The sequence below is a fragment of the Halobacteriovorax sp. BALOs_7 genome (genome assembly GCF_003612895.1).
Taxonomy (GTDB): domain Bacteria; phylum Bdellovibrionota; class Bacteriovoracia; order Bacteriovoracales; family Bacteriovoracaceae; genus Halobacteriovorax_A; species Halobacteriovorax_A vibrionivorans.
Window position 1 is genome coordinate 42,371 of the sequence record NZ_CP027772.1, and the last position, 14,606, is coordinate 56,976.

General features: G+C 35.6%; 11 protein-coding genes and 1 pseudogene. 6 read left to right on the forward strand and 6 right to left on the reverse strand.

What is annotated here, in order from left to right:
• Positions 1 to 8: 8 nt before the first annotated feature.
• The 4 genes and pseudogenes from ribD to ribE all read left to right on the forward strand — a co-directional run bounded on the left by ribD (position 9) and on the right by ribE (position 2,898).
• Positions 9 to 1,142 carry a bifunctional diaminohydroxyphosphoribosylaminopyrimidine deaminase/5-amino-6-(5-phosphoribosylamino)uracil reductase RibD gene (ribD, locus tag BALOs_RS00200; RefSeq protein WP_114706033.1) on the forward strand — a complete coding sequence of 378 codons (1,134 nt, stop codon included), beginning with the start codon at positions 9 to 11 and terminating at the stop codon, positions 1,140 to 1,142.
• The gene (locus BALOs_RS00205) at positions 1,142 to 1,792 is read left to right on the forward strand and encodes a riboflavin synthase (RefSeq protein ID WP_162929469.1); all 651 of its coding nucleotides are present in this window, start codon (positions 1,142 to 1,144) and stop codon (positions 1,790 to 1,792) included. Before ribD ends, BALOs_RS00205 begins: the two co-directional genes overlap by 1 nt.
• Positions 1,785 to 2,393 (forward strand): annotated as a pseudogene (ribB, locus tag BALOs_RS00210) (3,4-dihydroxy-2-butanone-4-phosphate synthase); the annotation flags it as partial. The gene BALOs_RS00205 and the pseudogene ribB, both read left to right, overlap by 8 nt.
• 37 nt (positions 2,394 to 2,430) lie before the next feature.
• Positions 2,431 to 2,898 (forward strand): 6,7-dimethyl-8-ribityllumazine synthase, encoded by a 468-nt coding sequence (ribE, locus tag BALOs_RS00215; protein ID WP_114706036.1) that lies wholly within the window; start codon positions 2,431 to 2,433, stop codon positions 2,896 to 2,898.
• Positions 2,899 to 3,055: 157 nt separating this feature from the next.
• Here ribE and BALOs_RS00220 read toward each other — a convergent pair whose 3' ends face one another.
• The 6 genes from BALOs_RS00220 to mfd form a co-directional block, all read right to left on the reverse strand.
• On the reverse strand, positions 3,056 to 3,790 hold the full coding sequence (locus BALOs_RS00220) for an RNA methyltransferase (protein WP_120403968.1): 735 nt from the start codon (positions 3,788 to 3,790) through the stop codon (positions 3,056 to 3,058).
• Positions 3,787 to 6,594, reverse strand: coding sequence for an excinuclease ABC subunit UvrA (gene uvrA, locus BALOs_RS00225; RefSeq protein ID WP_120403969.1), 2,808 nt, complete (start codon positions 6,592 to 6,594; stop codon positions 3,787 to 3,789). Before uvrA ends, BALOs_RS00220 begins: the two co-directional genes overlap by 4 nt.
• 3 nt (positions 6,595 to 6,597) lie before the next feature.
• Positions 6,598 to 7,440, reverse strand: a complete 843-nt coding sequence (locus BALOs_RS00230; protein ID WP_120403970.1) for a PdxA family protein — start codon at positions 7,438 to 7,440, stop codon at positions 6,598 to 6,600.
• Complete coding sequence (locus tag BALOs_RS00235) at positions 7,440 to 8,348, reverse strand: hypothetical protein (RefSeq protein ID WP_120403971.1); 909 nt, start codon at positions 8,346 to 8,348, stop codon at positions 7,440 to 7,442. The genes BALOs_RS00230 and BALOs_RS00235 overlap by 1 nt, the downstream gene beginning before the upstream one ends.
• A 90-nt stretch (positions 8,349 to 8,438) precedes the next feature.
• Positions 8,439 to 9,245 (reverse strand): peptidylprolyl isomerase, encoded by an 807-nt coding sequence (locus BALOs_RS00240; RefSeq protein WP_120403972.1) that lies wholly within the window; start codon positions 9,243 to 9,245, stop codon positions 8,439 to 8,441.
• Between the two features lie 83 nt (positions 9,246 to 9,328).
• Positions 9,329 to 12,823 (reverse strand): transcription-repair coupling factor, encoded by a 3,495-nt coding sequence (mfd, locus tag BALOs_RS00245; protein WP_120403973.1) that lies wholly within the window; start codon positions 12,821 to 12,823, stop codon positions 9,329 to 9,331.
• Positions 12,824 to 12,975: 152 nt separating this feature from the next.
• Between mfd and BALOs_RS00250 the strand changes: the two genes are divergently transcribed.
• Both BALOs_RS00250 and nuoH read left to right on the forward strand, forming a co-directional pair.
• Entirely contained in the window at positions 12,976 to 13,392 is a 417-nt protein-coding gene (locus BALOs_RS00250) for an NADH-quinone oxidoreductase subunit A (protein ID WP_114706043.1), read from the forward strand.
• Entirely contained in the window at positions 13,392 to 14,600 is a 1,209-nt protein-coding gene (gene nuoH, locus BALOs_RS00255; protein WP_114706044.1) for an NADH-quinone oxidoreductase subunit NuoH, read from the forward strand. The genes BALOs_RS00250 and nuoH overlap by 1 nt, the downstream gene beginning before the upstream one ends.
• Positions 14,601 to 14,606: the final 6 nt, after the last annotated feature.

Here is a 14,606-nt window from a genome sequence, read left to right on the forward strand (position 1 = left end):
TCAGGAACATGGAAAAGCAGGATTCTCGAGATATTGCATATATGCGTATGGCACTTGATTTGGCCAAGAAAGGTGAGGGGCAAACGTCACCAAACCCTATGGTTGGAGCAATTATTGTAAAAGATGGAATTATCTTAGGTAAGGGTTGGCATAAAAAAGCAGGCCTACCTCATGCTGAGCCAGAAGCAATCTCAGATGTCCGCGACTATCATAAGGCTGAACTAAAAGGTGCAACGATCTACGTTACCTTAGAGCCATGTTGTCATACAAAGAAAAGAACACCTCCTTGCACTAACGCAATTTTAAAACACGGCTTTTCAAGAGTCGTTGTGGCCTGCCTTGATCCTAATCCTGAAGTCGCAGGAAATGGAATTAAGATTCTAGAGTCAGCAGGTATTGAGTGTAAAGTTGGAGTACTCGAAAAAGAGGCCCGTGAACTTAATGAAGTATTCTTTAAGTCTATGACTAAAAGGCTACCTTATATTCACCTTAAACTTGCTCAAACATTAGATGGAAAGTTATCAACAATTACTGGTGATTCGAAGTGGATAACAGATGAAAATGCACGCAAGATGGTTCACGCTTATCGTAAGAAATATGATGCAGTCATGGTTGGCCGAAAAACTCTAAATAATGATGACCCGAGTTTAAATATTCGTTTTGGCCTAGATGAAAGCGGTAAAATCCCTTTTCGAATTGTGATGGGCTCAATTTCTAAAATGGATCCATTATCCAAGATCTTTAATGACGAATATACACATAAGACAATCATCATAACTACGGGGGCCGATTACCAAGGCGCGGCGGATGATGTAGTTAAATTCTTTACTGATAAAAAGATTAGAATAGTCTTTGCTAAAAGTGATGAGAATGAAGTTGTCATTGAAGATGCCTTTGCTCAGTTAAAAGCAATTGGTGTTCATTCAATTTTAGTCGAAGGTGGAGGGATGCTTGCTTCCTCAATCTTAAAGAAAAAGCTTGCAGATAAGATGACAATCTTTGTTGCTCCAAAAATTCTTGGAGATGGAATCGGTTATTATGATGAAAAATTAGATTCAATGGCCGACGCTTTAAACTTTAATAATGTTGCAGTTAAAAATATTGGTTCTCAAGCAATGTTTGAGATCGACCCGAGGTCATAGTGTTTACAGGACTAGTAAAAGAAATAGGAAAAGTCGTAAGTGTCCGCTCAAATGCAGAAGGCAAACTTATTGAAGTAAGTTCAAAAGAACTTCTTCCAGAGATTGCTATTGATGATTCAGTATCAATCAATGGAGCATGCCAAACAGCTGTGAAACTAACGGACTCAACATTTGTCGTTCAAACAGTTCATACGAGTCTGGAAAAGACCACTTTAGGAAGCCTTCGTACTGGTGATGAAGTTAATCTTGAATTAGCACTTCGTGCTAGTGATCGCTTGGGTGGTCACATTGTACAAGGCCATGTTAACGACGTTGGGCAAATTATCCAAATTCAAAGTCGTGGGAATAATTATTTAGTGACTATTAAAGTAAGTCCGAAGCAAATGAAATATATTGTGAAAGAAGGATCTATTACGATTGATGGAATCTCTCTAACTGTTGCGGACGTTTTTAAAGCCGATTGTTCATTCCAACTTTCAATTATTCCACATACTTGGCAGAACACTGTCTTACGAAATCGTAGAGTGCAAAGTCTTGTAAATATTGAAGTTGATATCCTTGGAAAATATATTGAAAACTTGCTTTTTAATGGTGCTAGACGTAGTAATGGTGCAAGCACACATAATTTGGAGTCCTTTTTAAATGATTGAATTTGATACTATTGAAGAAGCCATTGAAGATATTCGTCTCGGTAAGATGGTTATTGTTATCGATGATGAAAACCGTGAGAATGAAGGAGACTTCATCATGGCGGCAGACCGTATTACGCCAGAAGCAATTAACTTCATGGCAACAATTGGACGCGGTTTAATATGTACACCGATTACAAAATCACGTGCACAGGAATTAGAGCTACCACTTATGGTTGCACAAAATGATTCTGTTCATCATACAGCATTTACTGTTTCAATTGATGCAGCAAATGGTGGTACGGGTATTTCTTGTCAGGATCGTGCTTTAACAACAAATCTTTTAACAAATAAGAATACAAAAGCTTCAGACTTTATGAAGCCTGGACATATTTTTCCATTAATTGCAAAAGATGGTGGAGTGCTTGAAAGAGATGGCCACACAGAAGCAGCTGTGGATTTAGCACGACTTGCTGGTTGTTATCCTGCAGGAGTTATATGTGAAATCATGAGTGCAGATGGAACGATGGCCATGGCACCAGAGTTGGCCAAAATTGCTAAAGAGCACGATTTAAAATTTATAACTATTAAAGACTTAATAAAATATAGACGTGAACATGAGGCGCCTTCAAAAGGTGTCACAGATTTAGGAGAAACACATGCCTAGAAATTTAGAAGGTAACTTAAATGCATCAGGGAAAAAATTTGCTATTGTTGCTGGCCGTTTTAACGAGCTAATTACAAGTAAGTTATTAGGTGGTGCAATTGATTGTATTAAAAGACACGACGGAGACGTTGAAGATATGGATATTGCTTGGGTTCCAGGCGCATTTGAAATCCCACTTGTAGCACAAAAGTTAGCGGCTTCTAAAAAGTATGACGCTGTTATTACTCTTGGTGCTGTTATTCGAGGATCAACTCCACACTTTGATTTTGTTTCAAATGAAGTTGCAAAAGGTATCTCAAAAGTTTCACTTGATACTAATGTACCAGTAACTTTTGGTGTTCTTACTGTCGATACAATTGAGCAAGCAATTGAAAGAGCAGGAACGAAGGCCGGTAATAAGGGTTGGGAAGCAGCGATGTCAGCAATTGAGATGGCCACTTTACTTGGTTCAATTGAATAAGAAAAATTACATTCAGATAAAAAATAAGGCCACTAATAATAGTGGCCTTTTTTATGGAAAAACGAAAAATGATTAAAAACTCTATCGGTGTGTGGTTAGAGCTTCGAGGTCTAAATTATAGTTAAACATGATTCTTGTCAGGTTAATAAATCCTGAATTAAAAGATAGAATGATAAAGAAAAATTGATGCAGCACTTGCTGCATTTAAATGTGCAACATAGTTTGTGATAGGAATAAAAAGTTTTTTATCGCAAGCATCAATAACTTCACGATCCATTCCATTTCCCTCATTACCAATAATTAGACATGTTTTTTGCGGATATTTAAAATCTTGAATTGAAATTGCACCTTCTTCATTCGCCGTGGCAATAACTGTATACCCTAGTTCTTGAAGCAGTGAGATATCGTTAACAAGGTTAAGTGATTTCGCAACACGCGCTTCAAAAGCATTACCCATTGATACTCTTATGCAACGTCTTAAATAAGGCGATGCGCTTTTAGCATCATAAATAATACTATCAAAGCCAAAGGCCATCGCTGCACGAGTCATTGTGCCGACATTTTCTGGTGATGTAACACCGTTAAATATAATGATACGATCACCAAGCTCTTTTATATTTAGAAGTCCACTTGTTCTAACCTTTGCAAGAATCCCATGATGTAATTTAATACCCGTTATATTTTGAAGTTCTTCTTTTGTTTTTATAAAGACTTGATCGCACTTATCATCAATAAGCTCTTTATTACGTTCATAAAATTCTTGAGTTGCAAGAATTTTTTCAACTTGGTGTTTTGATCTTAGTGCTTTGCATACGACTTTTTCAGTTTCAGCAATACAGTAGTTATCTTTAATTAAATTCTTATCTTTAAGATTATAGAATTCATCAATCATTTTAAGATCCCCTTAAGAAAGCTTCCGGTATGTGACTCCTTACACTTTGCAACTTCCTCTGGTGTTCCTGTGGCGACAATTGATCCACCTCTGTGGCCACCTTCTGGGCCAAGGTCTATAAGTTCATCTGCAACCTTAAGTACGTCAAGATTGTGTTCAATAATAATAACGGAGTTATTACTATCAACTAGATTGTTAATGGCCTTTAAAAGAACATTAATATCTTCGAAATGCAGTCCTGTGGTTGGTTCATCTAATACATATAATGTATGACCTTTTGTAGACTTTGCTAATTCTCTTGCAAGCTTTAGTCTTTGGGCCTCACCACCAGAAAGGGTAGTTGCAGGCTGTCCAAGAGTCATATAACCAAGGCCTACATCATTCATTGTTTTTAGGATACGTCCCAATCGTCTATGGTTTTTAAAAAACTCATATCCTTCTTCAATTGTCATTTCTAAGATGTCAGCTACTGATTTACCTTTATATAAAACCGAAAGTGTTTCGTTATTATAACGTCGTCCATTACATTCATTACATGTTACATAGACATCTGGCAGGAAGTGCATTTCAATTTTTTGCACACCATTACCTTCACATTCTTCACAGCGTCCACCTTTAACATTAAAGCTAAATCGCCCCGGTTTATATCCTCTAATTTGCGACTCATTAGTTGCCGCAAATAACTTTCTTACATCATCAAATAGTCCAGAGTAAGTTGCTGGGTTAGAATGTGGTGTTCTTCCAATCGGAGATTGATCTAATTCAATAACAGTTTTAATTTCATCTAGGCCTGTGATTGATTTGTAATTTGCCTTTTCATAGATTGAACGATTTGCTCTTGATAGGTGGCTTTTTACTGCTGGTATTAAAACTTCGTGAATTAGAGTTGATTTACCTGAGCCTGAAACACCGCTTACACAAACTAGCCCTCCTAGTGGGAAGTTTACATCAATCTTTTTAAGATTATTATGTTGAGCACCTTTCAATTTAATATGTTTTGTTAATTTTCTTCTTTCTTGTGGGATCGGTATCGTTTGCTTGTGATTTAAATAATCAGCAGTAAGTGATTTCTTCTTTAGAAATGCTTTTGATGTGGCATGGGCAACAACTTCTCCACCGTGTAAACCGGCACCTGGACCCATATCAATTATATAATCACTTGCCTTCATTGTGTCTTCATCGTGTTCTACAACAAGTACTGTATTTCCGAGATCTCTTAATTCTTTTAAGGTCTGTATTAAACGAACGTTATCTCTTTGATGGAGTCCGATACTTGGCTCGTCGAGAACATAGAGAACACCTGATAGTGCCGAACCAATTTGTGTGGCAAGACGAATACGTTGTGATTCCCCACCGCTTAGGGTTCTAGCTGAACGATTAAGGGTTAGATAATCAAGTCCAACGTCATTTAAGAACTTTAGTCGAGAAGTGATTTCAGTTAATAACTTTGCCCCAATCTTTTCTTTGATTCCTTCAAGCTTAAGTTCTTTAAAGAAGTCGTATGTTTCACTGAGGGGAATATCACATAATTCTATAATATTTTTTTCAGCTATTTTCGTACTAAGGGCTATTGTATTAAGACGCTTTCCTTCACACTCTGAACATTTTTGAACTTTCATGCTCTTTTCGAGCTCAACGCGTACTCTTTCAGATGTGGATTCTTTGTATTTCTTATTGAGCCAATTTATTAGTCCAGGAAATGGCTTTGAAAATTCAAAGTTTGAATTCTCTGACTTAAATTTATAAGTATAAACCTTATCTGTTCCCTCTGATAAAATCTTAAATATCTTCTTTGGCATTTTTGAAAGAGGCTGTTTAATATCGAAGCCTTCTTCTTTTAGCATGCACTCGACCATTTTATAGAGAAAGTTATTCTTCTTAGTCAGTAGGGGAATTGCTCCTTTTAGAACAGGTAAGGAGTCATCAAAGATTAACTCACTTAAGACAAATTCTTTTGATTCTCCTAGTCCATTACACTTTGGGCATGCTCCAACAGGTGAATTAAATGAGAAGAGTCTTGGTTCTAAATCAGGAAAGACTTCACCTGTAACATGAGACATATTGATTTCTGAGTATGTGTGAAATTCATCATCAATCATAACGTGGATGATCCCCATCCCTAATTTTAGGCCAAGTTCAACAGAGTCTGTTAGACGCTTTTCGATGTCCGGCTTAACAAGGATTCGATCAATTACAACAAGAATTTCATCGGTGGCTTTGAGTGACTTTATTTCGCTACTATCAAGTAGCATGATTTCATCATTTACTATAAATCGTGAAAATCCCATCGAAAGATATTTGGCCATTTGTTGCTCTAATTCTTTCTTTGTTTCATCAGTTATTTCTACCGTAATATGAAGTTTGGTTTTTTCAGGTAACTCCATTAAATCTCGAGTGATTTGACCTGGAGTATAGCTTATAACTTTTTCTCCATTATTTGGGTCGTAGAGATCTCCAACTCTTGCATAGAGAACTCTCATATAGTCATAGACTTCAGTTATTGTTCCAACAGTTGAGCGCGGATTCTTATTAGTTGTTTTTTGATCAATTGCAATTGCTGGAGATAGCCCTGTTATTGACTCTACATCTGGAGCTTGTTGCTGACCTAAGAATTGCCTTGCATAAGATGAGAGAGATTCGATATATCGACGTTGTCCTTCAGCATAGACAGTGTCAAAAGCAAGTGAGCTTTTACCAGACCCAGATGGCCCAGTGATAACTGTTAATTTGTTCTTTGGAATATCAATCGTTACGTCTTTCAAATTATGAACACGTGCTTTTACAATTTTAATTTCATCTTTCATTTTCTATACCTTTAGGGCAAGTTTTAATACGTAGTAACAGCCCATATAGTTAGCACAATCTTTTCCATAAAGATCGAAGGCTGTGCCATGGTCAACACTAAGTCTTAGAAATGGTAAGCCTAGTGTGATATTTGCACCTTTTGATTTGAACATTGTTTTAAATGGTGCAAGTCCTTGGTCGTGATACATATACACAAATAATTTATCATGAGCAAAGCAGTCATTAATAAAAAGTCCATCAGCAGGTAGTGGACCACTGACTTTCTGTTTAACTGTTAAGCCTTTGATGGCATTTGTGACTTCTTTTTCCTCATCACCGAGTATACCACCTTCACCGGCATGTGGGTTGATACCACTTATGATAATTTCATTTAAATTGCCGAAGTATTTTGTGTAGTTATCAACGCAGATATTGATTTTTTTGTGAATAAGATCAGAATTTATTTTGGTAGGAACTTCTTTAAGAGGTATATGATCTGTAATAAGTAAGACGTTTGCCTCATATGATTTAAAGAACATAACGATATTCTCGTTGTCATATCTCTTTCTAAAGTACTCTGTATGGCCTGATACATTTTTACCATCAAAGAATAATTCATCCTTTGTGGTTGGCATTGTAACTAATATATCGTTTGGCCCACATTTATTACATGCAAGCTCTAAAGCATTGTGAGAATAGGGAGCCTTCACAGCTGTATAGCTAAGAGATGAAGGAAGCTCTTTTGTAAATTCTTCACCAACAAAGAGATGAAATTGTTCTTGTTGTGCCGATGATAGAAGAGAGTAGGCTTTTAAGAAAACCTCAAGGCCAATTCCCTTCTCATGTCCAGCTGTTACATAGATCATTAGTATGTTTTAACGTAGTGATTCGACTTTTCTCTTTCAAACCACATTTTTGTAACTTCCTTTGCCTTTCTCTCATAGATTTTGGCACGGATTTGTGGTTTTGATTGTTGATAAAGTGATGATTCAACAACATCACGTGTTTTTACGTAGAAAATATGTGTGGCACCCATCATCTCAATTGGTTGAGTGAATTCACCTTCTTGTGTTTTATTTAAAAGACGTTGTAGCTTATCTGTTAGGCCATCAGCTGTAATGTCTCCAAGAGTTGATGTTTCGATCGAACCATACTCATTTGGAAGTGGTCCACCTTTTTGGAATGATTGCATCGACTTTCTAAAATGCGCATACTTACTCTTTGGTACTATTGAAGGATCAATTGAGAAGTCCACAAGTGTATAACGATATGAAACAGTCTTATTATTTACATTTTGCTTAAAGAATTCATTCTTTATCTCTTGTTCACTTACAGAGATGAGAGGAATAATAACAACTGAATTAAAATGATTAAATTCAATTGCTTCTTTGTTAAGTTCAAAGAATTCGTCAAAATTTGTATTATTCTTTTTTAAGAATGCAATTAGATCTGCACGACTAAGGCCAAGGCGTTGTTCTTTTCTTTTAATTTCTTTCTCAACTGTAGCGTCTGAAATTACATATCCTTGCTCAGCAAGTGTAGAGCGGATGATAAATTTTCTTATAAATAACTCAGCAATTTCTTTATCTGTGAAATTTTCTTGTTTGTAGATAAAAGGAGAAATGTTTTGACGAATAGGGAGTGATTTTTTAACACGATCGATCATTGATTTTGTAATGATATGATCATCAACAACGGCCGCTATTTTATCAAGAAGTTTTGCATTGATATTTAATGTTGAAAAAGTAAGGGCCAGTAATAAAAAAAGCCTCATGAACACCTCTATTTATCGTTCTTAGTATCATTATTTACTAGAACAATAATTTATCGTGCCCATGAGGCTTGTGCAAATTATTTGCGCTATTTACTTTAGTTTTTCGTCTAAAATTTTAATTTTTGCTTTTTTACGTAAGTTCTCGAAATAATTAGCAATGATTTTATCTCTCTTTCTATCGTAAACAAACTTTTTATAAACACCCATATTGATCTCATCAAATTTCTTAACTCCTAGAACCTTTACAACATGGTAACCAAGTTGAGTTCTAACAGGGCGTGTAATGTATCCATCTTTTTGACCTTTTATTGCTGCAAAGTATTCAGGTGCCATAAAGAATGCTGGTTGGTACCCAAGGTCACCACCTGTATGAGCATTTGGCGCTTGAGAATACTTATTAGCTAATTCAGCAAATTTAGTTGGCTCTTTTGTAACTTCTGAATGAATTTCAAAAATTTTCTTTTGTGCTGCTTCAATCTCATTTTGAGATGGGGCAACGCGAACTCTTAGAAGAATATGAGCAGTACGATATTCAGGATATTCTTCATAGAATTTTTTAACATCCTTATCTGTCACTTTAATTTTCTTAAATTCATCTTCAAGATCTTTAGAAACTTGTGCGTTAAATAAAACTTCATTCATTTTTCTTTTAACGTCTGGATCATTTTGAAGTTTTGCTTTTCTTGCTTTTTCTAAACCTAGTTTCTTATTGATAAGATCAGTTAGTACACGTTTCATTGTTACTGGGTCTTCAGAGACAACATATTTATTAAGAAGATACGCTTGATCAAGCTCTTCTTTTGTTATCTTTTCGCCATTAACTTCTGCAACGATCTTTTTAGGGGCAGCTTGAGCTCCTAAAGTGATTAGTAAACCAAGAATGATTTTACCGAACATATTGATATCCTTTTCAAATTATTGAAATTTAGTTCCTTCTTTATCTTAATTGTACCAAATTTATTAAAAACTTATAAATTTCACTAAGATGGAACTATTTTTTCCGCAATTTCCTGACAGAACTCGACTAAAGAGCTCGGAGATATCGTCGTTTTATTGGTAAAAATCAACTTAAAGTCTGGTGTGAAACGATATTTACGTGGCATACCGAGAAAGTTGTTCAAAATATTATTTCTAAGCTCTTCATTGGCCTCAACCATGTCGCGATCAAATTGAAAAATGATTGAATTATCCATAAGTTGAGCAGATTTTATTCCACATGGCATTAGATATGAACGTGCTTCAAGAATTGCTATCAATTGATTAAATTCTTCAGGACCTGGCCCGTAGATATCAAAGATTGTTTCTTTTAGAGCTGTGATTTCATCAATTGATGTGGAGTTTGATAGTTGCTTGTAATATTTAAGTCTCTCACTCGACTCACTGATAAAGTGAGCTGGAATGAATGCCGCAAAAGGAGTATTGATTTCAATATCCTTTTTGATGATTTTCTTTTCTCCTCGCAATTCTTGAATGGCCTCAGTTAAAAGTTCCATATAAAGTTCGAGACCAATTGCTTCGATATGCCCTGATTGGTGAGCACCAAGTATATCTCCGGCCCCGCGAATCTCAAGATCACAATTTGCAATTTGAAAACCACTTCCCATGTCTGCATAAGTTTGTAGAGCTTTTAATCGTTTGGCCGCAACCTCTGTAATATTGCGATTATTTGGAACAACAAAGTAACAATAAGCTTTTTTATCAGAGCGTCCAATGCGTCCACGTAATTGGTGTAATTGAGCAAGGCCATATCGATCGGCACGATCCACAATCATAGTATTTGCATTTGGAATATCAATTCCAGATTCGATGATAGTTGTGGAAATTAGGATCTGGTAAGCACCGTTATAAAAAGCAGAGATGCGTGATTCAAGCTCTTTTTCCGGTAGCTGTCCATGAGCGTAAACGATTTTGGCATCCGGTACTAGCTCTCTAATATATGCAGTATAGTTTTCAATATCTTGAACTCGATTGTGAACAATAAAAACTTGTCCACCTCGTTTAAGTTCTCGATTAATTGCCGACTGTATAGTGTGATCGTCTTCTTTTATAAGATAAGTTTTAATCGACTGCCTTCTTGGTGGGGCGGTCTTAATTAAAGCAAGATCTTTTAAACCTAAGAATGAAAGTTGTAGTGTTCTAGGAATTGGTGTTGCAGTTAGAGTTAAGAAATCAACTGATGATTTTAAAAGTTTTAATTTATTCTTATGGGCAACCCCAAAGCGTTGCTCTTCATCAACAACAACAAGTCCTAGGTCTTTAAATTTGATCGTTTTACCGAGGAGCTTATGTGTTCCAACGATAATATCAATTTCACCCTTTTCAAGTTTTTCTTTTGTTTCTTTTTCATCTTTACCAGTTTTAAAACGTGATAAGTAATCGATACGAACAGGGAACTTCTCAAATCTTTTAACAAATGAATTATAATGCTGAAGAGCTAGAACTGTTGTTGGAACTAGTATTGCAACTTGTTTTCCATCAAGTACTGCTTTAAAAGCTGCACGCATAGCAACTTCCGTCTTTCCAAATCCAACATCTCCACAAACAAGAAAATCCATTGCAGACTTTGCCTGCATTTTATCAATTACTGAATCAATAGCATTTTTCTGATCAGGAGTTTCATTAAATGGAAATGATAACTCAAACTCTTTATAATCATGGTCAGGTGGTGAAAATGAAAAGGCTTGTGTTGACGCCCTTTCAGCTTGTAACTTTAAAAGGTCAAAAGCTAGTTTTTTTACAGAGTCTTTAGCACGTGCTTTAAGCGCAGAGAATTTATTTGTCCTTAAACTATCGACATTGACCTTGACCTCACCACCAGCGTGCTTTTGGATAAGGTTCATTTTATAGATAGGAACAAAAACTTTATCGTTACCTTTATATAGAATGACAAGGTAGTCGGATTTTGAACCGCCAATATCCATGGCCTCAAGACCTAAGTATTTTCCAATACCATGTTTAGAGTGGATGACATAGTCGCCTTCTTTTAGTGATGCTAATTGTTCAGCAAAGAGATCAATATCTTTAATCTTAGAAACTTTTGCTTTATCTCGACGAATAGCAAAGAGATCACTGTCTGAGATAACTAGTAATTTATCGCTAGGGTAATAGAATCCCTCAGTCAGTTTAAAATTAATAAAATCAATTCTACTTTGTATTTCACCAGACAATTCAAACATTTCAATTAAATGTTTGATCTCATTTTTTGAATTATCATTTTGAATAGTAAAAATAATTTTACCTGAATATTTAAAGTCGTTTTTTAAATGATCAAATAATCCAGATAAGAACTCTTTTTTTGAATGATAATTAATATCAAACTTAGAGATATAAGACTTAAAAGGTGCAAGACCTAGATCCACTACATTAGTATCATGATCAATTTGAGCATTAATATTTAGATGATTTAAATTAAGAACATTCTCTTTACGTAAACGATCGATAGTTGATAAGTCATAGAAATATTCTGGTGAAGGAAGTAGTTCTTCAGTTTCTTCAAAATCTGTTGATAATTCATCATAATAATTTGTGAGATTATCTTCTGTATTATCTCGATCAAAAACGATAGTTAACCAGTTCTCATCAATATAATCGAGTAATGATTCTGTTTCATTTGGTTTAAAAAATAATGGTGTGTAGACTGGGTGATTTTCAAAGAGCATTCCGTTTGAAAGTTTTGAAAATAATTCATTTCTAGCTTCAAGAAGTTCTCTTTGGTTGGCCCTTGGTCTTGGTAGGTTATCGCGAAGATTATTTGAATAATGAGATTCACAAAAAATCGAAGGGCCTGGAGTAATCGTTAAGCTTTGAACTTTTTTGTCTTTAATTGTTTTTAAAGTCTCTTTATCGATTTCAAAAATTTCCTCAATCATTTCATCAAAGTAGTGAATACGTATCGGGTGCATTCCTACTGGATAGATATCAAAGATTTCACCTTTTTTAGAAAATGTACCTTGCTCTTCAACAGTGAATGAAGAAGTGTAGCCAAGTGATACTAATTTTCCTGCCAATTCATCAGGAGAGATAATATCTGATTCTTCAATTTTAAAAGTTGTTTCATTAAAAAATTCTTTTGGAGGTACTTTTAAAGATAATGCTTCTATTGATGTAATGACTGTTAGGTCACTATTTTTTCTTGATATTATTTTTTTTAATGCTGAGTGTCGGGCAAGTTGTGCACTTTCTGATGAATACATTCCAGAATATGGTGATGCGTCAAGCCCAGGATAAAAAACAAGATTTATTTTTAAAAAACTAGATTTTACTAATTCATAATACTGTTCAGCTTCATCTTGATTTTCGAAAATCAATAAATTTGGTGGATGGTCATAGCTCTTATTTTGATTAAGTAAAAACTTGAAGAACGCCCAGTACTCCCTGTTTATACCATCAATAGTGAGGTCATGTTGCTTGGTGTCTAACCAAGATAATAGCTTTGTGCGCAGTGGTGTAAATAAATCCATGTCGTTTTTTAACATAATTTCATGTCATGAAAAAGAATTTATGCATTGGCCCATGCGTTACTAAATAGAAGATATTACTCAAAAAAAGAAGGGCCAATTTATTTCCAAAGTGCTAGTAATCGTGTAATATTTGGAAACTTACTTTACTTATACATGGAGAATTATCGATGTCGCAGAACTTTGACGTCTATATGCCGGTGTTAATTTTAGCAGTCGTGGCAGTAGTGGCTTTTGTTGGTACATTGCTTGTTGGTCGTTTAGTAAGACCAAATAATCCAACGGAACTTAAGCAAACACCTTATGAATGTGGTGAGGAGCCAACAGGCGCAGCGTGGTCAAACTTTAATGTTCGTTTCTACGTTATTGCCTTAGTCTTTCTTATCTTTGACGTAGAGGGCGCTTTGATGTTTCCGGTGGCAACAGTTTATAAAAACTTCGTCGACATTGGACAAGGTGGTGCAGTTCTTGGATCACTACTAATGTTCATCATTATTCTAAGTTTAGGTTTAGTTTATTGCTGGAAAAAGGGTGACCTTGATTGGGTTAAGTCTTATGAAGCAAATATAGATGGGAAGGATAAATAATGAATGAAACGATAGTATCGTATTTATCACAAGCTCCTGGCTTTTCTATGGCCGTTGATGGTTTATCAAAGCTATTAGGTTTTGATGCAACTGGAGTTGTAACTTTTTTAATCTTCTTAGTTTTTTCACTTGTGATTGTTGGTGCACTTTCTGCAGTAGGTGGTCTTGGGACTTATGCTGAAAGAAAGATCTCTGCCGATCTACAAATGAGACAAGGTCCAAACAGAGTTGGTCCTTTTGGTATCCTTCAGTTTTTAGCTGATGGTGTGAAGATGCTTTTAAAAGAAGATGTTGTACCACGTGATGCAGATAAATTTATGTTTAATCTGGCACCGATGATGGCACTTGTTGGTGTATTCATGTCACTAGCAGTTGTACCATTTTCAAGTGGCTTTACTCTTACACATTTAAACGTTGGTGTTTTCTACTTAGTAGGTGTTAGTTCACTTGTTGGTGTTGCTATCTTCCTTGGTGGTTACGCTTCAAACTCAAAGTGGTCAATGCTTGGTGGTATGAGAGGTGCTTCACAAATTATTTCTTATGAAGTTCCAGTAACACTTTCGCTTCTTGCAATTGTTGTAATGACAGGTTCTCTTTCATTTAAGGGAATAACAGAAGCTCAAGGTGGTCTACCTCATCAGTGGTTTGTTCTACACAATCCATTTACTTTTATCGGTTTCTTTATTCTTTTCATTGGTGTTTTAGCTGAGACAAACAGAGCGCCATTTGACCTTCCGGAAGCTGAGTCAGAACTTGTTTCTGGTTACCATACAGAATTCACAGGTATGAAGTTCGCATTCTTCGCACTTGCAGAATATATTGAAGTATTTGTTGTTTGCGGTGTTGTTGCTGCTCTTTTCCTTGGTGGTTATCAAGTACCATTTGGACTTGGGACAGGTGAATTCGTAAACAAACTAGTTCCAGCCGCACATCCTATGATTGGAAAGCAAGTTGGAAACTTCTTACAACTTGGTTCTTTTGTAACTAAGACTTTACTACTTTATTACGTTGTAATCTGGATTAGATGGACACTACCAAGAATGAGAGTTGACTCTCTAATGGTACTTTGTTGGAAATATTTAACTCCAATTGCACTATTTAACTTAATTGGTTGTGCTGTATGGCTTTATCTATTTAATGGTAAGTCAATGTGGGCAATCCTTGGAAAAGTAATCGCATCTGCATCAGCTGGTGCGGGCGGACACTAATATTTA

Bases quoted from the DNA above. Each gene is read 5' to 3' on its own strand.
- ribD (WP_114706033.1), top strand. From the start codon at position 9: ATGGAAAAGCAGGATTCTCGAGATATTGCATATATGCGTATGGCACTT.
- ribE (WP_114706036.1), top strand. From the start codon at position 2,431: ATGCCTAGAAATTTAGAAGGTAACTTAAATGCATCAGGGAAAAAATTT.
- BALOs_RS00220 (WP_120403968.1), bottom strand. From the start codon at position 3,790: ATGATTGATGAATTCTATAATCTTAAAGATAAGAATTTAATTAAAGAT.
- uvrA (WP_120403969.1), bottom strand. From the start codon at position 6,594: ATGAAAGATGAAATTAAAATTGTAAAAGCACGTGTTCATAATTTGAAA.
- BALOs_RS00230 (WP_120403970.1), bottom strand. From the start codon at position 7,440: ATGATCTATGTAACAGCTGGACATGAGAAGGGAATTGGCCTTGAGGTT.
- BALOs_RS00235 (WP_120403971.1), bottom strand. From the start codon at position 8,348: ATGAGGCTTTTTTTATTACTGGCCCTTACTTTTTCAACATTAAATATC.
- BALOs_RS00240 (WP_120403972.1), bottom strand. From the start codon at position 9,245: ATGTTCGGTAAAATCATTCTTGGTTTACTAATCACTTTAGGAGCTCAA.
- mfd (WP_120403973.1), bottom strand. From the start codon at position 12,823: ATGTTAAAAAACGACATGGATTTATTTACACCACTGCGCACAAAGCTA.
- BALOs_RS00250 (WP_114706043.1), top strand. From the start codon at position 12,976: ATGTCGCAGAACTTTGACGTCTATATGCCGGTGTTAATTTTAGCAGTC.
- nuoH (WP_114706044.1), top strand. From the start codon at position 13,392: ATGAATGAAACGATAGTATCGTATTTATCACAAGCTCCTGGCTTTTCT.